This is a genomic window from Streptomyces sp. NPDC127106, from assembly GCF_042677605.1.
Classification (GTDB): Bacteria; Actinomycetota; Actinomycetes; order Streptomycetales; family Streptomycetaceae; genus Streptomyces.
Genome location: NZ_JBHXTC010000026.1, coordinates 74,113 through 97,415, shown reverse-complemented (window position 1 = coordinate 97,415; position 23,303 = coordinate 74,113). Strand labels below are relative to the sequence as shown.

The following is a 23,303-nucleotide window of genomic DNA, read 5'->3' as shown; positions in this document are numbered from 1 at the left end:
GCGCCCGGCGTCGCCCGCCCCCGCGCGCCACCCCCCCCCACCCACGGGCCCCCCCCCCCCGGGGCGGCCCTTCGGCACGTCCCGGTCCCGATCCGCTCCGGCCCGCGCGAAGTTGACGAAGCCTGCGCGGAGCGGTGCGCCGCCCCCACTGCCCCTTGCGAGGATCGGCCCATGCGTGCAGCCTTCATCGAAGAACTGGGCCCCGCCGAGAACATCCGCTACGGCGACATGGCCCCGCCGGCCCCCGGCCCCACGGACGTCCTCGTCGAGGTCGAGGCCGTGTCCGTCAACCCGGTCGACACCTTCGTGCGGTCCGGGCTCTTCCGCACCCCCGTCGAGTTCCCCTTCGCCGTCAGCCGCGACCTCGTCGGCACCGTCGTCTCCGCCGGTCCCGGCGCCGCCGGGTTCGCCGTCGGCGACCGCGTCTGGTGCAACAGCCTCGGCCACGGCGGCCGTCAGGGCGCCGCCGCCGAGCAGGCCGTCGTCCCCGTCGACCGGCTCTACCACCTGCCGCCCGGCGTGGACGCGGCCGAGGCCGTCGCCGTCGTGCACCCCGCCGGCACCGCCTACCTCGCCCTGTTCACCCACGGCCGGGTCCGCCCCGGCGAGACCGTCCTCGTCGCCGGCGCCGCAGGGAACGTCGGCAGCGCCCTGGTCACCATGGCCGTCGAAGCCGGCGCCCGGGTCCTCGTCACCGCCGCCGCCCGCGACGCCGATTACTGCCGCTCCCTCGGCGCGGCCGAGGTCCTCGACTACAAGGACCCCGAGCTCGCGGCCCGGATCACCGCGGCGGCCCCGCAGGGCATCGACGTCCACATCGACACCTCCGGCACGAACGACCTCACCACCGCCGTGGAGGTGTTGGCCCACCGCGGCCGGATCGTCCTCCTGGCCGGCGCCCGCTCCCGGCCCGTGCTGCCCGCCGGCCCGCTCTACATGAAGGACGGCGCGGTCGTCGGCTTCGTCATCTCGCACGCCACCACCGCCGAACTCGCCGAGGCGGCCGTCGCGATCAACCGCCTGATGGCGAACGGCCGGCTGCGCGCCCGCTCCGTCGAACGGGCCCCGCTGTCCGACGCCGCACGGACCCACCAGCGCATCGAGGCCGGCGAGCTGCACGGCAGCCGGGTCGTCCTCCTGCCGAAGGAGTCCTGAGCACCCCGTACGAGCAGCGCACGTCGCGCGAGCCGTACGAGCCGTACGAGCCGTCCGAGCTGGACGAGCCGTCCGAGCTGTACGAGCCGTGCGAGTCGTACGGCCGTACGCCACAGGGGGGCGCGCAGCCCGCACGCACCGTGCGCCCCTCCACCAACCTGACGGACTGGCCGAAGCCCCCCGAGGCCGCCTGTCAGCGACTGCCAGACTCCCCCACATGGACGTTCTCCCGGAGACCCCGGCCGAACCGCGGAACGCCTGGGTCAGCTTCGCCCTGCTCGGCGCCGTGCAGCTGCTGCTCAACGCCTCGGTGTCGGTGACCTTCGCCGCCGGTCCGGCCATGCAGCGCGAACTCGGTCTCGGCCGCGTCGACCTCATCCTCGCCAGCGCCGCGTACGGGATCTCCTTCAGCGGGCTCCTGCTCCTCGGCGGCCGCCTCACCGACCGGGTCGGCCAGCGCCTGCTCTTCTCCCGGGGAACCGCCCTCTTCGCCGTGGCATCGCTGGCCGCGGCCCTGGCCCCCGTCTCGTACGCCGTGCTCGCCGCCCGCTTCCTCCAGGGCTGCGGTGCGGCACTCGCCGCCCCGGCGGCCATGTCCCTGCTGCGGGCCGCTTTCCCCGAAGGCCGGGCTCGGGCCGTCGCCCTCGCCCGCTGGGGGCCGCTGGCCAGCCTCGGCGCCGCCGCCGGCATCGTGCTCAGCGGGGCGCTGTCGACCTGGGCGAACTGGCGGTGGAGCTTCGCAGCCCTGGCCGCCGTGGCCGTCGCCGCCCTGGCCTTCGCCCGCCGTGCCCTGCCGGCCGGGCCCCCGCCCGTACGCGTCCCCGTCGACCTGGTCGGCGCGGTCCTCGGCACCCTCGCCCTCACCACCCTCGGCTACGGCTTCGTGATGGTCGGCCCGCACGGCTGGACCGCCGCCGCCGTCCTCGGCCCGCTGGCCCTCGGAGCCGTCCTGCTCGCCGCCTTCGCCGCCGCCCAGCGGCGGGTGGCCGCGCCACTGCTGCCGCTCGGCTTCCTCGCCTCCCGGTACCGGGCCACCGCCCTGGCGTGCGCGCTGCTCGGCCCCGCCATCGGCGCGGGCACCGCCTTCCTGCTGGGCCTCTGGTTCCAGCAGGTGCGCGGCTACTCGGCCCTGGAGTTCGCCCTGGCCTTCGTCCCGTACAGCGCGGTGCTGCTCGGCGTCGGCTTCGTCGCCGGTCGGGTCGTCGCCCGCCACGGCGTGCGCGCGGTCGCCGTGGGCGGGCTGGCGGTCATCGCCGCCGGGCTGTTCCTCATCGGCGCCGTGGGGCTGCGCACCGACTCGGCGGTGCCGGTGCTGGTGGGTCTGGTCGTCCTGTCGGCGGGGATCGGCACACTGATGTCCGCGGCCGTCGTGGGAGCGGTCGCCGGGGTTCCCGAGGGGCGTTCCGCCCTCGCCGGGGCGGTGGTCAACACGGCGATCCTGGCCGGGCCGCCCGTCAGCCTCGCCCTGATCAGCTCCGCGGCCGACGCCCGTACGGCCACGCTGCTCGCCGCCGGCGATCCGCACGCGGCCACGGGCGGCTACGCCTTCGCCTTCGAGGCGGCCTGCGCGGTGTACGTCCTGGCCATCGCCCTGGCCGGGTACGGGCTCTCGCTCTCCCCGCACCGCCGCCCCCGCCGCCCCCGCCGCATCCCTCGCCCCCGCCGCACCGCCGGACCGGCCGCCGTGCCGACCGCAGAGCGGTACGACCCCCGTGCGACCGCGCGACCGTCCGGACCCCCTTGACGCCCCGCCGTGCCAGGTGGACGCTCCCGCGGTCCCGATCCACACGGTTGCAGCTGGGGGGCCGCCATGCCGGAGCAGTCAGTCGAGTCCATACAGACGGCGGGAGAGCTGCGCGCGCAGCTCGCGGAGCACGGCGCGCGCTGGTCGGTCATGGAGCACCTCGCCGACGACGAGGCCGTGCCGCGCCCCGCGCTCGGCCTGGAGCCCGGGGCCAACCTGACGACCGCCGCGGAGGCCGGGACCGTCGACCTGCGCGCCCTCCTCGGCCGCCCGAGCGGCAACCCGCACCTGACCCGCCGCCGCGCCGCGCACGGCCTGCTGCCCGGGACGTCCGCCGCCGTGGCCGGCGCGGCCGCAGCCCGGCCCGCCGCCGTCGACTGGCGCAGCCGCTGGGGGTGGCCCTGGATCACGAAGGTCAAGGACCAGAACCCGTGCGGCTCCTGCTGGGCGTTCGGCGCCGCCGGCCTGGTGGAGTCGATGGCCCGGATCGAGCACGGCGTCTGGGCGGAGCGCTCCGAGGGCGACGTGCACGACGGGCTGCGCTTCACCTGCGGCCAGGGCTCCAACCCGGAGACCGCCCTCGACTGGATCCGGGCGGGCGGCGGGCTCGCCGACCCGGACTGCTGGCCCTACTCCCCGCCCCCGCCGTCCGTGCCCGCCGACCGCCGCGACGCCTGGCGCGCCGAGTACACCCCCAGCTGGGACCGGTCCGGCCGTACCGTCCGGATCGGGGACCACGTCCGCCTCGGCGACGTGGAACAGCAGAAGGTGTGGCTCGACACGGTCGGCCCGCTCACCGCCTGCTTCGACGTCTACGACGACTTCTTCGGCCTCGGCTCCGGCGTCTACCACCGCACCAGCGACCGCTTCGTCGGCAGCCACTGCGTCCTGATCACCGGCTACGACGACGCGGCCGGCTGCTGGCTGTTCAAGAACTCCTGGGGCACCGGCTACCACGCCGGCGGCCACGGCCGGATCGCCTACGGCGAGGTCGACATCGACCACTGGGCCAAGTGCGGGCTGCGCGGCACCAACGTCGACCCGTGGACCAAGCGGCGCCTGCACTCCGGGAACGTGTACGAGAGCGGCAACGGTCGCGCCCACCGCAACTTCGAGATGCTCGCGACGACCGCCGGCGGCCGCCTCCAGCATTGGTGGCGCGAGGGCGACGCCCCCTTCCCGTGGGCCCGCGCGGCCGTCTTCGCCGCCGACGCCTCCGGCCAGCCCGCCTTCACCGGCACCACCTACAACCGCAACATGGAATCCGTGCACGTGACCACCGGCGGCCGGCTGCGCCACTGGTACTACGAGCAGTCCGCCGGCACCTGGCGCGACGGCGGCGCCTTCGGCCCGGGCGACGCGGCCGTCGGCTCCACGCCCGCGTTCATCCAGAGCGACTACGGCACGCCGGGCAACTTCGAGGTGGTGGTGCGCACCGCCGACGGCCGCCTGGGCCACTGGTGGCGGATCAACGGCGCCCCCTGGACCTGGAACGACGGCGGCCGCTTCGCCTCCGGCATCGCCCACTTCGGGCCCGCCCTGGTGCAGACCCGCAGCCGCCACCTCGACCTCGTCGCCACCCGGACGGACGGTCGGATGCAGCTGTGGTGGCGCGACGACCCGAACGGCTTCGTCTGGCGCCCCGGGGAGGTCTTCGGCAGCGCGGTCACCTCCGCGCCCTGCCTGATCGAGGGGCAGTACGGGGCCGCCGACGAGGACACCGCCGGGAACTACGAGCTGTGCGTGGCCGTGGCCGGCGGGCGGGTGGAGCACTGGTGGCGGGGCAACGCGGCCGGGGCGGCCTGGCGGCGCAGCGCCGTGTTCGGGCACGACGTCGTCGCCGTCACCGGGATGCTGCAGGGCAGCTTCGGGTTCAACCTGGAGGTCGTCGTCCTGCGCACCGACCGGCGGCTCCAGCACTACTGGCGGGACGGCGCGGGCTGGCAGGAGGGGCCGGTGATCGGCCCCGCCTGAACCGGGAATCCGGGAAGCCGGGAATCAGGGACGCCGGGAGGGAGGTGGTCGCGGGTGGAGGTGCGCAGGCTGGCCCTGGGCGCGGGCGAGGCGTACGAGGTGCGGCTCGCCGGTCGCGGGGCCCGCGGATACGTGTGGACCTGGCAGGTCACGGGCGACGCGGACGCGGTCGCGGTGGCCGCGGCCCCGACACCGACGCCGCCCGCCGCGCTGCCGCCGGGCGCCGCGCTGGAGCAGATCTTCACGGTGCGGGGGACCCGCGCGGGCGGGCGGGCCCGGATCCGCTTCGCGCAGGTCCGCCCGCCCTACCCCGGGGAGGCCCCGTACGACGAGTTCGTCCTGGAGGTGGAGGTCACCGACGGGCGGCCCGGCGGGACGTGAGCGCCCAGTGCTGTACGGACTCCAGGGGGCCGCGCTCGAAGCGGCGCAGCCACAGCCAGGACCCGACGGCCAGGAGCAGCGACACGGCCGCCCACAGGCCCATCACCCACCAGGGGCCGGTCCCGGCGAACCGGGCGGTGAGGCCCAGGCCGATCCCGTAGCAGAGCAGCATGCACAGCAGGTTCTGGCCGACGTAGGCGGACAGGGCGGTGCGGCCGACGTTCCCGAGGGCGGCGGCCCCGGGGAGGACGCGGCGGTCCAGGGCCCAGCCGATGAGGCCGATGTAGCCGACGGCGACCAGCGGGGCGATCACGTAGCGGCCGAGCGCGAAGAAGTCGGTGCCGGCGAGCGCGGCGGCGGTGCCGAGCGGCAGGCCGAGGCCCAGGCCCCAGCCGGCCATCCGGGCCCGGATCCGGCGCCCGGTGTCGGTCGGGGCGAAGGCGCCGGCCCGGTGCAGGCGTACGCCGAGCAGGAAGAGGAAGACCAGGAGGCCGAAGGAGAAGACGGGCTCGATGCGCAGGACGAGGGCGTGGTCGAGCCGGAAGCGGATCTGGTCGAGCCAGCTGCCGTCGGCGTAGAGGCGGACGGCATCGAGGTCCGGGACCTCGGCGCCGGTGTCGGGCTCGGCGAGCCCGCCGAGGGTCACCAGGCCGACGAGGGACAGGTGCACGGTGGCGGCCGTCCACAGGGCCGCGCGCCGCACCCGCTCGGAGCGGGCCAGCAGCCAGGCCACCAGCAGGGCGGTGACCGCGTACCCCATGAGAACGTCCCAGGCGAAGACCAGGAGGAAGTGGACGGTCCCCTCCAGGAAGAGGAACGCCGCCCGGCGGGGGTAGCGGCCGGGCCAGGGCTGTCCGCGGCGTGCGGCGGAGTCGAACTGGATGGCCAGCCCCACCCCGAACAGGATGGTCAGCAGGGACAGGAACTTGCCGTCGGCGAGGAAGCGGAAGAGGAACTCGGCGATGGTGGCCGGGGTCGGGTCGGAGACCGGGCCGGGCAGGTCCAGGCGCCCCTGGAGCACGCTCCACTCGGAGCCGGGCGAGGTGAAGATCCAGACGTTGGTCATGAGCGTGCCGAGGATGGCGGCGCCGCGCAGGACGTCGAGGATCGGGAGCCGGGCCCCGGCCCCGGCCGCGGACTTGGCGGCGGTGGCGGTGGCGGTCGCGGTGGCAGGGGCGGTCACGGTGGCGCTCGTGGTCGTGGTCGTGCTCGTGGTCGTGTTCTCCCCGGGTCCGGGAGCCTCGGGGCGGGTGCTGTCGGCCATGCAACCAGCGTCCCGGCGCGTGCGGCCCGTCTCGTCCTGCGGCCGGACGAAGCCGGTGTACATCGTTCGATGCAGCGGACGGGGGCGGGGGTCCGCATCCTGGACGGCACGAGCGGATGCACCCTTCATGTATCTAACCTGTGCCCATGGCCGCTCCAGCCCCCGCTTCCGCTCCCGCTCACGCCCCTGTTGCTGCTTCCGTTGCCGCTTCCGCCACCGCCGCGGACCGCGTGTACCGGCACGTCAAGGACGGCGTGCTCGACCGCCGTTACGAGGGCGGCACCCTCCTCACCGAGGGCGAACTCGCCGACGCCGTCGGGGTCTCCCGCACCCCGGTGCGCGAGGCGCTGCTCCGGCTGGAGACCGAGGGGCTGCTGAGGCTGTACCCGAAGAAGGGCGCCCTGGTCCTGCCGGTCTCCGCCCAGGAGATCGCCGACGTCATCGAAACCCGGCTGCTGGTCGAGGAGTTCACGGTGCGCCGGGCCGTGCCCGCGCCGCCCGCCCTGCTGGACCGGCTCGCCGCCCTGCTCGACGAGCAGCGCCGGCACGCCGCCGCCGGCGACCTCGCCGCGATGACGGCCGCCGACCGGTGCTTCCACGCCGAGATCGTCCGCCACGCCGGCAACCAGATCCTGGCCCGCCTCTACGACCAGCTCCGCGACCGCCAACTGCGCATGGGCGTGGCCCTGCTGCACGCCCACCCCGAGAGGGTGGAGAGGACCCTCGCCGAACACGCCGGGATCCTGGCCGCCCTGCGCGCCGGCGACGCCGATGCGGCCGCCGCCGCCGTACGGGGCCACGTGGGCCGCGTCGAGGCGCTGGTCCGCGGGACGGGCCGGTGACCGGCCGCGCGCCGGACGGGGCGGCCCCCGCGTCCGGGGCGGCCCCCGCGTCCGGGGCGGCCCCCGCGTCCGGGGCGGCCTCCGCGTCCGGGGCGGCCTCCGCGTCCGGGGCGGCCCCCGCGCCGCAGGAGCCGCCGGGAGGGCGGCGGGCCGTGGCCGTCTGGTCGATCGGCGTCGCCGTCTACTTCGTCGCGGTGATCTTCCGTACCAGCCTGGGGGTGGCCGGCCTGGAGGCCGCGGACCGCTTCCACGTGAACGCCTCCGCCCTCTCCACGTTCTCCCTGCTCCAACTGCTCGTCTACGCGGGCATGCAGATACCCGTCGGCCTGATGGTGGACCGGCTCGGCACCAAGCGGGTGCTGACCCTCGGCGTGGTCCTGTTCACCGCCGGCCAGCTCGGCTTCGCGCTGGCCCCCTCGTACGGCACCGCGCTCGCCGCCCGCGCCCTACTGGGCTGCGGGGACGCGATGACGTTCATCTCCGTCCTGCGGCTGGGCACCCGCTGGTTCCCGGCCCGGCGCGGGCCGCTGATGGCGCAGCTGGCCGGCCTGGTGGGCATGGCCGGCAACCTGGTCTCCACCCTGGTCCTCGCCCCCGTCCTGCACGGCCTCGGCTGGGTCGCGGCGTTCGCGGGCAGTGCGACCGCGGGCCTGCTGGTGCTCGTCCCGCTCGTGTTGTTCCTGCGGGACCACCCCGAGGGCTGCGAGCCGGCCCCGGCCCAGCCCGCCGCGGGCGGTGGTGGCTTCGTACGCCGGCAGATCCGGGACTCCTGGCGGGAGCCCGGCACCCGTCTCGGCCTGTGGGTGCACTTCACCACCCAGTTCCCGGCGATGGTGTTCCTGCTGCTGTGGGGCATGCCCTTCCTGGTCGAGGCGCAGGGCCTGCCGCGGACCACCGCGGCCGGGCTGCTGACCCTGCTGGTCGCCTCGCACATGGCCTTCGGCCTGGTCTACGGGCAGATCATCGGCCGCCGGCAGAGCGCCAGGCTCCCGCTGGCCCTCGGCACCGTCGGGACCACGGCCGCACTGTGGGCCGCGGTCCTGGTCTTCCCCGGCGAGCGGGCCCCGATGTGGCTGCTCGTCATGCTGTGCGTGGTGCTGGGCAGCTGCGGGCCCGCCTCGATGATCGGGTTCGACTTCGCCCGGCCCGCCAACCCGGCCGAACGGCAGGGCACCGCCTCCGGCATCACCAACATGGGCGGCTTCCTCGCCTCCATGACCACCCTGCTGACGATCGGCCTGCTGCTGGACGCCACCGGCGACGACTACCGGATCGCGTTCTCCTCGGTCTTCGTCGTGGAGCTCCTCGGCCTCGCCCAGATCCTGCGCCTGCGCGGCCGTACCCTCGCCCGTGAGCGCGAACGCGAACGCGAACGCGAAGCCGGACCGGCGCCGCAGCGGCCGGTCCCGGCCCCCACTCCCGTGCGTACGGTCCCGGGCCGCGGAGCCGAGTGAGCCGAGCGGGTGCCGGCGCGCGGTGCGCTGCGGTCCACGGGCGGCAGGGGCGGGGCAGACCCCCGTCCTTCCCCACCCCGCAGCCCGTCGACCACGGCCATCCGGCCAGTGGCCCCGAGCCTAGGGCCGCACGGGGCCCGCGACTGTGCGGCCCGCGCAGACATCGTTGACCTCCTGCGCAAGCGCCTCCGCCACCGCCCGGTGCCGGTACTCGGTGGGGCTCGCCCCGTACGCCTCGCGGAACGAGCGGCTGAAAACCGACGGGTCGGTGAAACCCCACCGCGCGGCCACCGCGTGCACGGGCCGCTCGACCCGCGCGGGGTCCGCCAGTTCGGCCCGGCACCGCTCCAGCCGGCGCCGCCGGATCCCGGCCGCCGGCGTCTCGCCCCGCTCCCGGAAGAGCTGCTGCAGACGGCGCAGCGAGATGCCGTGCCGGGCCGCGACCGCGGCCGGGGTCAGCTGCGGATCCCCCAGGTTGTGCTCGACGAAGGCTTCGATCCGCTCCAGCAGGGCCCGGGTGCGGGCCTCGGGCGACAGTGCCTCCTCGGCGCCCAGCACGCCGGCCAGGCAGGCCCCCACCAGGTCGAGGGCCACCGTCCCGAGCCGGTCCAGTTCGGCCGGACCGCAGTCCGCGCCGTGCACCGCCAGCGAGCGCATGTACTGGGCGAGGATCGCCCCCATCCCGTGGCCGCCCGGGATGCGCTGCGCGAGCAGCCGCTCCACCCGGGCGCCGCGCAGCGGCATCGCGTCGCGCGGGAACGCCAGGATGACGGCCCGGACCAGGCCGCCCTCCGGGGGGACGGCGTTCGAGGACATCGGGAGCGAGGTGTCCCACAGCACGATGTCCCCGTTGAACAGGCCCGACGTGCCGCGGTTCTGGTCGAGCGACATGGCGCCGTCGGTCACCAGTCCGATCTGGTACTGCTCGGGGTCGCTGCGCCGCACATGGGCGGCCGTGCGCCGGGACTGCAGGGCCGCGAACTCGAACGTCGACACCTGTACGGGGCCGAGGTCGAGGACGGAGGCCTCGGCCCAGAAGCTGTCGGCCTGTTCGCTCCTGATCGCCGTCGGCACCAGCTCCTGCGCGATGATGTCCGTGAACCAGTCGAGCCGCTCCTTCTCCGGAACGGCAGCGGCCGACAACCTCGACCACACGTCTGCGACCCCCTCTTCTCCTGAGCGATCCGCGCCCCGTGACGGGGACGAGGAACTGCCCGCCCCGGTTCTCGGCAGCGGCCCCGGCGGCCCCGCGGGTCCGGGGTCACGAGGGCCCAGGAGTCCCAGGCTGAGGAGACACGGCATGCCCGACCACGACGCGCGCACACGCGCGCGCACGAGGAGATGCGCGGGCGACTTCCTCTGCCGCCCGCACTCACGCGCCCGCACTCACGACGCCCGCGCTGGCGCTTCCCGCGCTGGCGCTCCCCGCCCACCTACGGGTAGCTAGCGCCGACGGCCTGCCCTACGGGGTGACGGAGAAGTTCGCGAGGATCGCGGCCGCCAGCTCCGCGTCGCCGTCGATCCGCACCCGGTCGGCCACCGCGTGCGGCCGGACCCGGCCCGCCGCCAGCCGTACGTACGTCTCCCAGTCCATCGCCAGCGTCACCGCGGGCCCGAGCGAGGGCGTCGAGTCGATCGTCCCCTGCCCCGAACCGTCCACGCGGACCGTCCGCAGGAACTCCACGGGCCCGTGCACGTCGATCACCACCGTCGAGTGCGCGGGCGCCCCCGCCAGCTTGGCCACCACCTTCGGCATCCCGGCGAGCAGGATGTCCCGTACCACGAAAGCCCCCGGCGAGTCCCAGTTCCCCGGCACGCCGAGCGCCGCCCGCAGGTCCTGCTCGTGGATCCACACGTCGAACGCCCGCAGCTGCAAAGCGAATTCCAGCGTCACCTGGTTGCCGAGCGGCCCGCGCACCATCGTCGACGGGTCCCGCTTCTCGTTGCGCAACTGCCGCGTACGCCGGATGACCGTGTACTCCAGCTCCGAGGTCATCTCCGGCGCGGTGTGGTGCCGGCGGACGTCAACCTGGACCTCCATGTACCGGGTGAACTCGTCCACCACGTGCCTCAGGTCCCGGGGCAGCGTGTGGATGGGCCGAGGGTCCCCGAGCATCTCGGTCTCGATGCCGATGATGTGCGACACCACGTCGCGGACCGACCAGCCGGGGCACGGGGTCGCCCGGTTCCACTCGCCCTCCGTCAGGGGGAGGACCAGCTCGGATATCGCCTCGATGGAGTGCGTCCACGCGTCGGCATAGGGCTGGAAGCTGGGATGCGGATGGACGGTCAACGGGACCCCTCGCGTGCTCTTCGGCGGTGCCATGTCGGGAAGCGTGTGGACGGTTTCCAAAACTACGCTGCCGGTGCGTACCCCGGCAGTGCTTTCGTGTGACGATCGTAGGCCGAGTTGACGGCTTGAATACCAGGATGGTGGTAGTGTGCGCGCCTCGCTGATCCAAATCGCGGTGACCGACGGGGAGTCGGTGGCCCACCGACGGGCCCGGGCCGCCGATCTCGTCCGGGAACAGGCCGGCTCGGACCTCGTCGTCCTGCCCGAGCTGTGGACCGTGGGCGCCTTCGCCTACGAGCTGTTCGAGACCGAGGCCGAGCCGCTGGACGGCCCCACCTTCGAAGCCATGTCCAAGGCGGCGAGCGACGTCGGGGTCTGGCTCCACGCCGGCTCGGTCGTCGAACGCGCCGGCGACGGCTCCCTCTACAACACCGCCCTCGTCATCTCCCCGGCGGGCGAGCTCGCCGCCAGCTACCGCAAGATCCACCGCTTCGGCTTCGACCAGGGCGAGGCGGTCATGATGACCCCCGGCGACTCCCTGACCACGGTGGCCCTGCCGGAGCAGACCCTCGGCATCGCCACCTGCTACGACCTGCGCTTCCCGGAACTCTTCCGCGGCCTGGTCGACGCCGGGGCCACCACGATGGTCGTCGCCGCGGGCTGGCCCGCCCGCCGCCGCGAGCACTGGACCCTGCTGAACCGGGCGCGCGCCGTCGAGGACCAGTCGTACGTCCTCGCCTGCAGCCTGGCCGGCACCCACGCCGGCGTCGAGCAGGCCGGGCACAGCCTGGCCGTGGACCCGTGGGGCGAGGTCCTGGCCGAGGCCGGCCCCGGCGAGGAAGTCCTCACCGTCGAGCTGGACCCGGCGAAGGTCGCCGACACCCGCGAACAGTTCCCGGCGCTGAAGGACCGCATGCTGGGCATGCACCCCCCGACCCGCTGACGGCCCGGCCGGGCCGGGCCGGGGGAGCCCGGCCCGGTCCGGCCGGGGCAACACCCGCGGGGATAGGTTTCCCCCATGCCCCAGCTGCTCTACGTGACGGACCTCGCCTACCCGGCCCGCGGCCGCCGCTACGGCGACGAGGACGTCTTCCTCACCTCGCGCCTGCGCACCCGCTTCGAGCTGGCCCTGTGCCACCCCGAGGACGCGGAGGCCCTCATACCGAGGGGATTCGACGCGGTCGTCGTCCGCAACAGCGGGCCGGTCCTGAACTACCGGCAGGCCTACGACGCCTTCCGCGCCACCGCCCTCGCCACCGGCAGCCGCGTGTACAACCCGCTCACCGGTCGCGGCGACATGGCGGGCAAGCAGTACCTCCTCGACCTGACCGCCGCCGGCTACCCGGTCATCCCCACGATCGACGACCCGGCCCACCTCGACCGGCTCCCCTCCGCCCCGGTCTACGCGGTGAAACCGAAACAGGGTGCGGACTCCATCGGCCTCACCTTCACCCCGGACCCGTCCGGCCCGGCCGGCGAGATCCTCATCCAGCCGCGCATCGACTTCGCGTACGAGGTGTCCTTCACCTACGTCGACGACACCTTCCAGTACGCCCTGTACGCCCCGGACCCGGCCCGCCGCTGGGAACTGGTCCCGTACGAGCCGACGGCGGCGGACCTCGACTTCGCGGCGTCCTTCATCAGGTGGAACACCCTGTCCCACGGCATCCAGCGGGTGGACGCCTGCCGCGCCCCCTCGGGCGAACTCCTCCTGGTCGAACTGGAGGACCTGAACCCGTACCTCTCCCTCGACCTGCTGCCGCCGGAGGTCCGGGACCGCTTCGTGGACGCCCTGACCGCCTCCCTGCACTCCTTCCTCGACGCCTGATGTCACAGGGGGATGCGAGGCTCCCCCCATGGACGAGCAGACCTTCTGGACCCTGATCGAGACGGCCCGCGCGCAGGCCGCACCGGACGAGGTGGCCGCGCGCGCCGCCCGGCTGCTGGCCCGGCGGCCGCCGGCCGAGATAGCCGCGGCCCAGCAGGTCCTGTGGGACCTCCTCGCCGAGTCGTACCGCAGCCCGCTGTGGGCGGCCGCGTACCTGATCAACGGCGGCTGCTCGGACGACGGCTTCGACTACTTCCGCGGCTGGCTGCTGACCCAGGGCGAGGCCGTCTTCACCGCAGCCCTCGCCGACCCGGACTCCCTGGCCGACCACCCCGCGGTCCGCGAGGCCGCGGCGGAGGGCCTGGCACTGGAGGACGAGGACGCCCTCGCCCTCGCCTGGACCGCGTACGAGCAGGTCACGGGCCAGGAGCTCCCCTCGGGCTCCTTCACCATCGGCTACCCGCCCCTGGACCCGACCTGGGACTTCGACTTCGACGACACGGCCGAACTCGGCGCCCGCCTCCCCCGCCTGACCGCCCTGTTCGCTTAGAGCCCGCTGGTGTCGAGCTCCAGGTCGAACGGCTCGGGCAGCCGCACCGGCGTCCCGAACGAGTGCGGCCCGTCGACCTCGGTGTACCCGAGCCGCCCGGGCCCGGAGAACAGGGTGACGGTCTTCTCCATCCGGTCGACCAGCAGGTACAGCGGCGCACCGTACTCGGCGTACCGCTTGCGCTTGACGACCCGGTCGGTTTCGGCATTCGAGTCCGAGGTCACCTCGACGATCAGAAGCGTCTGGTCGGGGAGGAGGGCTTGGGCACCCTTCACCAGGTCCTTCGGGGCGACGGCGAGATCGGGCACGTACCAGTTGGTGGAACCCGGAAGGTCCAGGTTGCCCGAGCCGGTGACGCAGCCCAGTTCTCTGACTCGCGGCTTGATCTGGTCGCGGATCTCTTCGGCTGCGTTCTCGTGGTCCCAGCTTGGCGTCACGTGCGAGACGACCCCCTCGATCAGCTCGGCACGGTCTCCGCACAGATGCTGCAGGGCGTACTTCAGCGCACGCTCGGGATCGATGCCCTCGCTGTAGTCGATGGGCCCGTGTGCGGTCGTCATGCCGGACGCCTCCTTCGCTCCCCGCCGTCAGAGTCGCACGGCGGCACCGGTCCCGTCGTCACCCCTGGGAGTGGATATGCCTCGGGCACGCGTGTTGACCCGCCGTTCATACGTGAATGGCATGCTTGAAACATGAACGATGCTGCCCCGGCGCCCACCCCCGCGCCCGCGCCCCGCCGTGCCCGTGTCCGTGCCCCCGAGCTGGTGGGGAAGGGGGGCTGGCTGAACACCGGAGGCAAGGAGCTCACCCTCGCCGACCTGCGAGGTAAGTGCGTTGTTGTAGATTTTTGGACGTTCTGCTGCATCAACTGCCTGCACGTCCTCGACGAGCTGCGCGAGTTGGAGGAGAAGCACCGCGACACCGTCGTGATCATCGGGGTCCACTCGCCGAAGTTCGTCCACGAGGCCGACCACGCGGCCGTCGTCGACGCCGTCGAGCGCTACGAGGTGCACCACCCGGTGCTCGACGACCCCGAGCTGGCCACCTGGAAGCAGTACGCCGTACGGGCCTGGCCCACGCTCGTCGTGATCGACCCGGAGGGGTACATCGTCGCCCAGCACGCCGGCGAGGGCCACGCGCACGCCATCCAGCGCCTGGTCGAGGAGCTGGAGGCCGAGCACGAGGCCAAGGGCACGCTCCGCCGCGGGGACGGGCCGTACGTGGCACCCGAGCCCGTGGCGGGCGAGCTGCGGTTCCCCGGGAAGGCGCTCGTCCTGCCGTCCGGGAACCTGCTCGTGTCGGACTCGACCCGGCACCGGCTCGTGGAGCTGGCCCCGGACGGGGAGACCGTCGTACGCCGCATCGGCAGCGGCGAGCGCGGCTTCGGGCCGGACGCGTTCAGCGAGCCGCAGGGCCTGGCGCTGCTGCCCGACGGCCGGGTCGTGGTCGCCGACACCGTCAACCACGCGCTGCGCACCTTCGACCCGGCCACCGGGGCCGTGGAGACCGTCGCCGGCACCGGCCGGCAGTGGTGGCAGGGCTCGCCGGCCTCCGGGCCGGCCCTGGAGGTGGACCTGTCCTCGCCGTGGGACGTGGCCTGGTGGCAGGGCCGGGTGTGGATCGCCATGGCGGGCGTCCACCAGTTGTGGACGTGGGACCCGCAGACCGGGACCGTGGCCGTCGCCGCCGGAACGACCAACGAGGGGCTGCACGACGGGCCCGCCCCGGAGGCCTGGCTGGCGCAGCCGTCCGGGCTGGCGGCCGCCGGGGACCGGCTGTGGATCGCCGACTCCGAGAACAGCGCCCTGCGCTACGTCGAGCCCGCCGCCGACGGCGAGGGCGACGGCTACGTACTGCGCACCGCGGTCGGGACCGGTCTGTTCGACTTCGGGCACCGGGACGGCGACGCGGCGCAGGCGCTGCTCCAGCACCCGCTCGGCGTGACGGCCCTGCCCGACGGCTCGGTCGCGGTGTGCGACACCTACAACCACGCCCTGCGCCGCTTCGACCCGGCGACCGGCCAGGTCACCACGCTGGCCACCGACCTGCGCGAGCCCAGCGACGCCGTGCTCGACGGCGAGGACATCGTGGTCGTGGAGTCCGCCCGGCACCGGCTGACCCGGCTGCGGCTGCCGGAGGAGGCGGTGCGGGTGGACGCCGTCGCCCACCGCACCCAGCGCGCCGCCACCGAGGTGGTCCCGGGCACGCTCCGCCTCGACGTGGTCTTCCAGGCGCCCGTCGGCCAGAAGCTCGACACCCGGTACGGGCCGTCGACGCGGCTGCTGGTGTCCTCGACCCCGCCGGAGCTCCTGCTGTCCGGGGAGGGCACGGGCACGGACCTGTTCCGGGATCTGGAGCTCAACCCGGACGTCGCCGAGGGAGTCCTGCACGTCTCCGCGATGGCGGCGTCCTGCGACGACGACCCGGCCAACGAGTACCCGGCCTGCCACGTCCACCAGCAGGACTGGGGCGTCCCGCTGACCCTCACCCTGACCGGCGCCACCCGCCTCCCCCTGGTCCTCGCGGGCCTCGACGCCTGACCGGAGCCGTCAGGAACGCCCCCGCGCACGGCGCGGGGGCGTTCCGAGTTTCCGGTCGGTCGGCCGGCCGGCCAGCCGGTCGGCCGGGGTGGGGCGTCAGGACTCCAGGAAGGCGACGAGGGCGTTGGCGAGGAGGTACGGGTCCTCCGCGCCGCACAGTTCGCGCGCGCTGTGCATCGACAGGATCGCGATGCCGATGTCCACCGTCTGGATGCCGTGCCGGGCGGCCGTGATGGGGCCGATCGTCGTGCCGCAGGGCATCGAGTTGTTCGACACGAACGTCTGCCACGGCACGCCGGCCCGCTCGCAGGCCGCGGCGAACACCGCCCGCCCGCTGCCGTCCGTCGCGTACCGCTGGTTGACGTTGACCTTGAGGATGGGGCCGCCGTTGGCGCGCGGGTGGTGCGTGGGGTCGTGCCGTTCCGCGTAGTTGGGGTGCACGGCGTGGCCGGTGTCGGAGGAGATGCAGATGCTGCCCGCGAGGGCGCGCGCCCGGTCCTCGTACGAGCCGCCGCGCGCGAAGACGGAACGTTCCAGCACATTCCCCAGGAGCGGGCCGTCGGCGCCGGTGTCCGACTGCGAGCCGTTCTCCTCGTGGTCGAACGCGGCCAGCACCGGGATGTGGTCCGGCGTGCCGCCGCTGGCCGAGACGGCGGCCAGGGCGGCGACGCCCGCGTGCACCGAGACCAGGTTGTCCATGCGCGGCCCGGCGACCAGCTCGCGGTCGCGCCCCAGGTAGGCGGCCGGCTCGATCGAGTGGACCATCAGGTCCCAGCCCGCCACCGAGCCCTGCGGCAGGCCCTCTTCCTCCTCCAGGAAGGCGATGAGGTCGCCCTCCCGGACCTCGCCGAGCCCCCAGATCGGCTGCATGTGCCGCTGCTTGTCGAGCTTGAGGCCGTCGCTGTTGACGGCCCGGTCCAGGTGGATGGCCAGCTGCGGTACGCGCATCAGTGCGCGGTCCACGTTGACGAGCCGCTCGCTGCCGTCGCGCAGCGTCAGTCGCCCGGCCAGGCCCAGGTCGCGGTCGAGCCAGGTGTTGAGCAGGGGGCCGCCGTAGATCTCGACGGCGATCTGCCGCCAACCTGCTGATCCGCTGTCAGGAAGCGGCTTGACGCGGAGGTTGGGCGAGTCGGTGTGCGCGCCGATGATGCGGAACGGGGTGTGCGCGGCCGCGCCCTCTGGGACGTACCACGCGATGAGTGCGCCGCCGCGGAGCACGAACCGACCCCCGCTGCCCGCGTCCCAGGCGTCCGTCTCCGACACCTGCCTGAACCCTGCCTTCTCCAGCCGCTTCGCCGCGTTGGCCACGGCGTGGTACGGCGACGGACTGGCCGTCAGGAAGGTCATCAGATCGTCGGTGTGGCCGCGGTCGAAGCGGGCGGGAGAGCTCATGAGGTTCACCTTAACGACGGTCGTGTTCGCCTTGGCCGGACTGCGGCGGATCGCTGTCGTCCGTCGGGCCGCGGGCCGTGTCGTCCGCGGTTCCGGCGGCTTCTCAGCCCGGCGGCCGCTCGAACCGGCGCTGCATCTGCCTGCGGTCGCCCCGGCGGATGCGCGGGAGCATCTCCGGGGTCGTCGCGGAGCGCTGCGCGCGTCTCTTGCGTCCGGCGCAGAAGATACAGGCCTCTCCTGGGGGCGCGTCCGGGTCGACGGGCGCGCCGGGGTGCTCGGAGCAGCCGGAGGCGCCGCGGGGCCGGGACAGCTCGCGGGCCACGATGAACGCGCGGTGGAGGTCGTCCGCGATGCGCACGAAGTCGTCGGTGGGGGAGGCGAGGCCCAGGTGGAAGCGGCGGTCCTCGACGGTGCGGACGTGGTCGCGCAGCGCCTGGAGGGTGTACGGCGGGTCGGGTACCGGGTAGCCGAGCCGGCGCTGCTCCCCGGCGGGCGGGGCGGCGAGGCGGGCGGCGGCGGCCCGGCCGGCGCGGCCACCGCGGTCGCGCAGCCCGAGGCGGCGCCGGTCGTTGCAGATGAGGCAGCGGCCCCAGCCGTCGGGCGCCTCGGGGTCGAGGGCACCGTTGGGGTGCTCGGGGCAGCCGGTGTAGCTCTTGGCGGGGGCGAGTCCGGCGGCGGTCTGGAAGGCGGCGTAGAGGGCGTCGGCGACGGCCTCGTACTCGGCGGGGTGGGCGCCGTCGTAGAGCTCCTTCAGGTGGTCGCCGAGGCTGCCGATGGCAGCCTGCAGCTCCCGGAGGGCGTAGGGCCGCCCGGTCGGGACCGAGTACCCCCTGCTGCTGCCGTGCTGCTCCTGTGGACTCATGTCTACGAGCGTCCCACGAACCACCGACAACGCGGGAATCGCCCGGGCCGGGGCACGCCGCGGGAGGGCCGGGTACGCCGGCGGCCGGATCCCCCGCACGAGGATCCGGCCGCTGTGCGTACACCGTGGCTGCGGCCCTGCCGCAGGAACCGGAACTAGAAGACGGCCTCGTCGAGGTCCATCAGGGAGTTGTCGACGGCCTCGGCCAGCGCGCGCTGGACCGAGACGCCCGGCAGGATCTGCGAGGCGAAGAACTTCGCGGCCGCGATCTTGCCCTGGTAGAAGGGGACGTCCTTGCCAGTGGCGCCCGCCGCCAGCTTCTCGGCGGCCACGGCCGCGCCCTTGAGCAGCAGGTATCCGACGACGACGTCACCGGAGGCCATCAGCAGGCGGGTGGTGTTCTGGCCGACCTTGTAGATGTTCCTGACGTCCTCGCCGGTGGCGGTGAGGTCGACGATCATCTGGCCGACGATGCCTTCGAGGTCGACGGCGGCCTTGGCGAGCGCGTCGCGGGCGCCGGCCAGGTCCTCGCCGCCCTCGCCCTGGGCGAGGAACTTCTTGATCTCCTCGGAGAGGATGTTCAGGGAGGCGCCCTGGTCGCGGACGATCTTCCGGAAGAAGAAGTCCTGGCCCTGGATCGCGGTGGTGCCCTCGTACAGAGTGTCGATCTTGGCGTCGCGGATGTACTGCTCGATCGGGTACTCCTGCAGGAAGCCGGAGCCGCCGAAGGTCTGGAGCGACTGGGCGAGCTGCTCGTAGCCCTTCTCGGAGCCGTAGCCCTTGACGATCGGGAGCAGCAGGTCGTTCAGGCCGTGCAGGGCCTTGGCGTCCTCGCCGGCCGCCTCCTTGACCGCGATCTCGTCCTGGACGGAGGCCGTGTAGAGGACGAGGGAGCGCATGCCCTCGGCGTACGCCTTCTGCGTCATCAGCGAGCGGCGGACGTCCGGGTGGTGCGTGATGGTGACCTTGGGCGCGGTCTTGTCCATGAAGTTGGCCAGGTCCGGGCCCTGGACGCGCTCCTTGGCGTACTCCAGGGCGTTGAGGTAGCCCGTGGAGAGGGTGGAGATCGCCTTCGTGCCGACCATCATGCGGGCGAACTCGATGATCATGAACATCTGGCGGATGCCGTCGTGCTTGTCGCCGATCAGCCAGCCCTTGGCGGGGTGCTGGTCGCCGAAGGTCATCTCGCACGTGTTGGAGGCCTTGAGGCCCATCTTGTGCTCGACGTTCGTCGCGTAGACGCCGTTGCGCTCGCCCAGCTCGCCGGTCTCCCAGTCGAAGTGGAACTTCGGGACGAGGAAGAGCGACAGGCCCTTGGTGCCCGGGCCGTGGCCCTCGGGGCGGGCGAGGACGTAGTGGAGGATGTTCTCCTCCATGTCGTGCTCACCGGACGTGATGAAGCGCTTGACGCCCTCGATATGCCAGGAGCCGTCCTCCTGCTGGACCGCCTTGGTGCGGCCGGCGCCGACGTCCGAGCCGGCGTCCGGCTCGGTGAGGACCATGGTGGAGCCCCAGCGCTTCTCGACGGCGATCTGCGCGACGCGCTTCTGCGCCTCGTTGCCCTCGGCGTGCAGGACTCCGGCGAACGCCGGGCCGGAGGAGTACATCCAGACGGCCGGGTTCGAGCCGAGCAGCAGCTCCGCGTAGGCCCAGATCAGGGAGCGGGGCGAGGTGGTGCCGCCGATCTCCTCGGGCAGGCCGAGCCGCCAGTACTCCGACTCCATGAAGGCGTCGTAGCTCTTCTTGAAGGAGGCGGGGACCGGAGCCGTGTTGGTGGCCGGGTCGAAGACCGGCGGGTTGCGGTCGGCGTCCGCGAAGGACTCGGCCAGCTCGTTCTCGGCGAGGCGGGCGATCTCGGACAGGATGCTCTTGGCGGTCTCGGTGTCCATCTCGCCGAACGGGCCGGTGCCGTACAGCTTGTCGCGGCCGAGGACCTCGAAGAGGTTGAACTCGATGTCGCGGAGATTCGACTTGTAGTGCCCCATGGCGACGGCTCCGTTAAGGCTCGGGAAGACAGGTTCCTCGTACATACCAATCGGTAACAACATGATGCTACCCGCCGGTAATAAGAAGCAACCCTTACCCGGGCACTGTGACCAGCGTCAAAGCTCGCACCAGACGGTCTTGGTGCCGTCGTCCCCCTGGGCGACGCCCCACCGCAGCGCCACGACCTCCAGCAGGGCGAGCCCCCGCCCGGACTCGTCGGTGCCGGTCGCATGGCGCAGGACGGGCCAGGCCCGCGGATCGGGATCGGTGAGCTCGACCCGCAGGGTGCGGGTTGCCCTTCCGCTGATGCGCAGGGTGACCGGAGTGCCCTCCCCGAGGTGCGTGATCACGTTGGTCAGCAGCTCGCTGACGCAGAGCTGGAGCTCCGGACACGGCCTGCCGAGGTGCTCGCGCACGGCGAGACGGAGCTCCGGCACCGCCTTCGCCGTGACGAGCAGCCCGACGGCGAACGGCCTCACCGGCGCCCCGCCCGGAGCGCAGCGGCGAGCCGGGCGGCCGTGCCGGCGTTGCAGTTGCCGAGGGCGATGAGGGGCGGGGCCCCGTACGTACCGGCGTAGGAGGGGAGGTGGAGGTCGAGGGACGGCAGCGTGATCCCGTGCGCGGCGAGGGCTGCGCGCAGCTCGATCAGGGCGTCGATCGCCTGGCGGTCGGCGGCGTGCTGGCTCATGGGGGGCCTTCCTGTGCGGACTGTGACGAACCGCTCACAGACTGGCGCGGTGCGGCGTAGCGTGGGAAGGGTTTCGGATTGCGCTGGCCAAGTGGCAAATGGCGGTGGGTGCTGTGCCTCCTCGTAAGAACCCCGACGCGTCGGCGAACGTGCCGTCCTTCTACGGCGCCGAGCTGCGCTACAAACGGGAGGTTGCCGGGCTCACGCTTTTCGCGGACGTCGCGGAGATGGAGCCTCGTGAAGGACTACCGCAGGTCGTACGATCTGCTCAGGGCCGCCGCGCTGCCACCTGAGGTGTCCCTTGCGATGATCGACGCCGCTGCAGAGGACTTCCGACATGGCAAGCACCGAGATTGACCTGAGCATCGCGCGCTGGCGTAAGAGCAGCTACAGCAACGCGAGCGGAGGCGACTGCGTCGAGGTGGCTGACGGGGTCGACGGGGTGGTCCCCGTCCGGGACTCCAAGCGGCCCACCGGGCCCGTGATCATCGTGGCCGCCGAGGCCTGGGTGCCGTTCGTGGACGGGATCAAGCGGACCCACTGACCGGATCCGGGCGTCTGAGGGGTGCCGACCCTCGGTAGGCTTCGGGCCATGTACGGCTACGACCAGAACCCGGGTGCCCAGCAGCAGCAGTACGCCCAGCCCCAGCAGCCGATGCCCGGGGCCGGGTACGAGCAGCCGCTGTACCCCGAGCCGTCCCCGCCCTCGCTCGCGGACGCGGTACGCGCCTTCACGACCGGGTCGCTGTCCGCCGAGGACTTCCAGCAGGTCTTCGCCACCTCGAAGGTCTACTGCCCGCGCGGCGACACCCCGGGCTTCCTGGCGCTGCACAACACGCAGCAGCCGGTCATCCCCATGTTCACCACGCTCAAGGAGCTCCGCCGGTACGCCGGCAAGGAGTCCAAGTACTTCGTCATCACCGGCGCCGAGGTGATCGACCTCCTGCCCACCGGGTACGGCTTCGTCCTCGACATGGAGGGCGACCACCGGATGGTCTTCGACGCGAAGGCCGTCGAGCAGATGGTCGACTTCGCGATGCGCCGCATGTACGGCTGAGCGCGCCGATATCCCCGCCTCCGTCAAGGGGCAGGGATATCGGCGGAAAATCAGGAGGCGTCGCAATCCCGGCACCGTGAATTTACGCTATTTCCCCGGCGTGCGGCAGATTATTTACCGGCCAGGGGTGTCGGCGAAAATTCGGGGCGTTTTACTCCTCCTTCAGGTAGCCGCCGACGAAGCCGCGGTAGTCGCCCCAGACGCGCTCACGCATGGTCCAGGAGCTGCCCCAGCAGTCCGCCTTCCAGGTGGTCTCGCTCTGGGCGTTGTCGGCCGGCGGGGAGGAGATCCACTCCTTCACCGGGCTGTTGTCGAAGTCGCAGCCCGGCACGTAGAGGTAGTGGGCGGCGCTGCCCGGGTACACCTTCCTGGTGTCCTTGCCCTTGACCTGGTAGTTGGTGCGGACCGTGACGCGCGCGACCTTCACGCCGAGGAACTTGTCGGTGACCGAGTACGAGGCCCACATGTCGCGGTAGCCCGAAGCCCGCAGTGCTGAGGTGGAGTTGGGGGACGTCAGGTCCTCGTCGCCGGCGGCCTCGCGCTCCTGGACGACGTCGCCGGCCGCGAACGTCCTCCGGGTGACGCCCGTAGCCGCGGACTCGCCCGAATCGAGGAGCTGCTTGATCAGGGCGCGGTCCTCGATCAGGTCGAGGAACCGCTTCTTCTCGGCGGCCGAAAGGGCCGCGAACCCCTCGGCGGTCTCCTTCGCCTGCTCGTCCCCCTTGGCCACCTTCGTCGCGAGGTAGGCCTGGTACTTCGCGACGCGGAGAGCCTGCGTGGCCGGGGTGACGTCGGCCTGGGCCGAACCGGGCAGCAGCGCCAGGGTCACACCGGCGAGAGCGGCAGTGGAGACGAGGCTTTTCCTGATCGCGGAACGCATGCTGAATTCTCTCCTCATGACTTTCATGCCACCTAAATGAGCTCGGGTGGAAAGGGAGAAGTGCGCCATGCGCACCCCGGTAAGCCCCTACCCCCCGCCTTGCGCGTCCGGCTCTTTGCCCCTCTGTCGGCCGCGCAGCACAAAGACTGCCCGGGGCGGCCGTGGCGCGTCAATCAATCCCCCATTATTTGAGCATCATCTGAGTTAAGGGGGGCCCGGCGTTCCATTCTCGATTCGGAATCAAAGAATCCGCGAATGCGGAATTTGCGAATCCGCGAAACGGGGCAGTGCGACGGCCTGGAATTGCCCGCTTTTCCCCGACCGCCCCTCTGTGCCCTGATGTGCCCCGCCCGCCTCGCCCGGTGTGTCCCTTGTATGCGACGGGCCGCCCTGGTCGGCGGGGCCCCGGCCGC

General features: G+C 73.0%; 22 protein-coding genes. 12 read left to right on the top strand and 10 right to left on the bottom strand.

Annotated elements, in window-relative coordinates; translation table 11 throughout:
• Positions 1-171: 171 nt before the first annotated feature.
• The 4 genes from ACFVGY_RS21970 to ACFVGY_RS21955 all read left to right on the top strand — a co-directional run bounded on the left by ACFVGY_RS21970 (position 172) and on the right by ACFVGY_RS21955 (position 5,254).
• Positions 172-1,155 (top strand): NADPH:quinone reductase, encoded by a 984-nt coding sequence (locus ACFVGY_RS21970; RefSeq protein ID WP_385679868.1) that lies wholly within the window; start codon positions 172-174, stop codon positions 1,153-1,155.
• A gap of 217 nt (positions 1,156-1,372) precedes the next feature.
• Positions 1,373-2,899 (top strand): MFS transporter, encoded by a 1,527-nt coding sequence (locus ACFVGY_RS21965; protein WP_385679866.1) that lies wholly within the window; start codon positions 1,373-1,375, stop codon positions 2,897-2,899.
• 66 nt (positions 2,900-2,965) lie between these two features.
• On the top strand, positions 2,966-4,873 hold the full coding sequence (locus ACFVGY_RS21960) for a C1 family peptidase (protein WP_385679864.1): 1,908 nt from the start codon (positions 2,966-2,968) through the stop codon (positions 4,871-4,873).
• A gap of 54 nt (positions 4,874-4,927) precedes the next feature.
• On the top strand, positions 4,928-5,254 hold the full coding sequence (locus ACFVGY_RS21955) for a protease inhibitor I42 family protein (protein ID WP_385679862.1): 327 nt from the start codon (positions 4,928-4,930) through the stop codon (positions 5,252-5,254).
• On the opposite strand, the gene ACFVGY_RS21950 is transcribed toward ACFVGY_RS21955, so the two are convergent.
• Complete coding sequence (locus ACFVGY_RS21950) at positions 5,226-6,518, bottom strand: DUF418 domain-containing protein (RefSeq protein WP_385679860.1); 1,293 nt, start codon at positions 6,516-6,518, stop codon at positions 5,226-5,228. The genes ACFVGY_RS21955 and ACFVGY_RS21950 overlap by 29 nt on opposite strands.
• A 146-nt stretch (positions 6,519-6,664) precedes the next feature.
• Between ACFVGY_RS21950 and ACFVGY_RS21945 the strand changes: the two genes are divergently transcribed.
• Positions 6,665-7,360 carry a GntR family transcriptional regulator gene (locus ACFVGY_RS21945; protein ID WP_385679858.1) on the top strand — a complete coding sequence of 232 codons (696 nt, stop codon included), beginning with the start codon at positions 6,665-6,667 and terminating at the stop codon, positions 7,358-7,360.
• A gap of 152 nt (positions 7,361-7,512) precedes the next feature.
• Entirely contained in the window at positions 7,513-8,814 is a 1,302-nt protein-coding gene (locus ACFVGY_RS21940; RefSeq protein WP_385679874.1) for a nitrate/nitrite transporter, read from the top strand.
• Between the two features lie 120 nt (positions 8,815-8,934).
• Here ACFVGY_RS21940 and ACFVGY_RS21935 read toward each other — a convergent pair whose 3' ends face one another.
• Both ACFVGY_RS21935 and ACFVGY_RS21930 read right to left on the bottom strand, forming a co-directional pair.
• On the bottom strand, positions 8,935-9,969 hold the full coding sequence (locus tag ACFVGY_RS21935) for a helix-turn-helix domain-containing protein (protein WP_385679856.1): 1,035 nt from the start codon (positions 9,967-9,969) through the stop codon (positions 8,935-8,937).
• A 307-nt stretch (positions 9,970-10,276) separates the two neighbouring features.
• Positions 10,277-11,140 (bottom strand): maleylpyruvate isomerase family mycothiol-dependent enzyme, encoded by an 864-nt coding sequence (locus ACFVGY_RS21930; RefSeq protein ID WP_385679854.1) that lies wholly within the window; start codon positions 11,138-11,140, stop codon positions 10,277-10,279.
• 115 nt (positions 11,141-11,255) lie between these two features.
• Between ACFVGY_RS21930 and ACFVGY_RS21925 the strand changes: the two genes are divergently transcribed.
• From ACFVGY_RS21925 to ACFVGY_RS21915, 3 genes are all read left to right on the top strand, one after another.
• Positions 11,256-12,050: a carbon-nitrogen family hydrolase gene (locus ACFVGY_RS21925; RefSeq protein ID WP_385679852.1), complete on the top strand. Its 795-nt coding sequence runs from the start codon at positions 11,256-11,258 to the stop codon at positions 12,048-12,050.
• Between the two features lie 75 nt (positions 12,051-12,125).
• A complete protein-coding gene (locus ACFVGY_RS21920; RefSeq protein WP_385679850.1) occupies positions 12,126-12,935 on the top strand; it encodes a hypothetical protein in 810 nt (269 codons plus the stop codon).
• 28 nt (positions 12,936-12,963) lie between these two features.
• Positions 12,964-13,485 carry a DUF4240 domain-containing protein gene (locus ACFVGY_RS21915; RefSeq protein WP_385679848.1) on the top strand — a complete coding sequence of 174 codons (522 nt, stop codon included), beginning with the start codon at positions 12,964-12,966 and terminating at the stop codon, positions 13,483-13,485.
• Here the strand turns inward: ACFVGY_RS21915 and ACFVGY_RS21910 are convergent.
• A complete protein-coding gene (locus ACFVGY_RS21910) occupies positions 13,482-14,045 on the bottom strand; it encodes a Uma2 family endonuclease (RefSeq protein ID WP_385679846.1) in 564 nt (187 codons plus the stop codon). The two genes, ACFVGY_RS21915 and ACFVGY_RS21910, sit on opposite strands and share 4 nt — an antisense overlap.
• A 132-nt stretch (positions 14,046-14,177) precedes the next feature.
• Between ACFVGY_RS21910 and ACFVGY_RS21905 the strand changes: the two genes are divergently transcribed.
• A complete protein-coding gene (locus tag ACFVGY_RS21905; RefSeq protein ID WP_385679844.1) occupies positions 14,178-16,025 on the top strand; it encodes an NHL domain-containing thioredoxin family protein in 1,848 nt (615 codons plus the stop codon).
• 96 nt (positions 16,026-16,121) lie between these two features.
• Here ACFVGY_RS21905 and ACFVGY_RS21900 read toward each other — a convergent pair whose 3' ends face one another.
• The 5 genes from ACFVGY_RS21900 to ACFVGY_RS21880 form a co-directional block, all read right to left on the bottom strand.
• The gene (locus tag ACFVGY_RS21900) at positions 16,122-17,417 is read right to left on the bottom strand and encodes a M18 family aminopeptidase (RefSeq protein ID WP_385679842.1); all 1,296 of its coding nucleotides are present in this window, start codon (positions 17,415-17,417) and stop codon (positions 16,122-16,124) included.
• Positions 17,418-17,520: 103 nt separating this feature from the next.
• A complete protein-coding gene (locus ACFVGY_RS21895; RefSeq protein WP_385679840.1) occupies positions 17,521-18,279 on the bottom strand; it encodes a hypothetical protein in 759 nt (252 codons plus the stop codon).
• Between the two features lie 155 nt (positions 18,280-18,434).
• Positions 18,435-20,264 carry an acyl-CoA dehydrogenase gene (locus ACFVGY_RS21890; RefSeq protein WP_385679838.1) on the bottom strand — a complete coding sequence of 610 codons (1,830 nt, stop codon included), beginning with the start codon at positions 20,262-20,264 and terminating at the stop codon, positions 18,435-18,437.
• Positions 20,265-20,381: 117 nt separating this feature from the next.
• Positions 20,382-20,744 (bottom strand): ATP-binding protein, encoded by a 363-nt coding sequence (locus ACFVGY_RS21885; protein ID WP_385679836.1) that lies wholly within the window; start codon positions 20,742-20,744, stop codon positions 20,382-20,384.
• Positions 20,741-20,953 carry a hypothetical protein gene (locus tag ACFVGY_RS21880; RefSeq protein ID WP_385679835.1) on the bottom strand — a complete coding sequence of 71 codons (213 nt, stop codon included), beginning with the start codon at positions 20,951-20,953 and terminating at the stop codon, positions 20,741-20,743. Before ACFVGY_RS21880 ends, ACFVGY_RS21885 begins: the two co-directional genes overlap by 4 nt.
• 337 nt (positions 20,954-21,290) lie before the next feature.
• Between ACFVGY_RS21880 and ACFVGY_RS21875 the strand changes: the two genes are divergently transcribed.
• Together ACFVGY_RS21875 and ACFVGY_RS21870 are read left to right on the top strand one after the other, a co-directional pair.
• Entirely contained in the window at positions 21,291-21,497 is a 207-nt protein-coding gene (locus ACFVGY_RS21875) for a DUF397 domain-containing protein (protein ID WP_385679833.1), read from the top strand.
• 48 nt (positions 21,498-21,545) lie between these two features.
• Entirely contained in the window at positions 21,546-22,010 is a 465-nt protein-coding gene (locus ACFVGY_RS21870) for an SseB family protein (protein ID WP_179177349.1), read from the top strand.
• Positions 22,011-22,161: 151 nt separating this feature from the next.
• Here ACFVGY_RS21870 and ACFVGY_RS21865 read toward each other — a convergent pair whose 3' ends face one another.
• The gene (locus ACFVGY_RS21865; RefSeq protein WP_385679831.1) at positions 22,162-22,890 is read right to left on the bottom strand and encodes a hypothetical protein; all 729 of its coding nucleotides are present in this window, start codon (positions 22,888-22,890) and stop codon (positions 22,162-22,164) included.
• Positions 22,891-23,303: the final 413 nt, after the last annotated feature.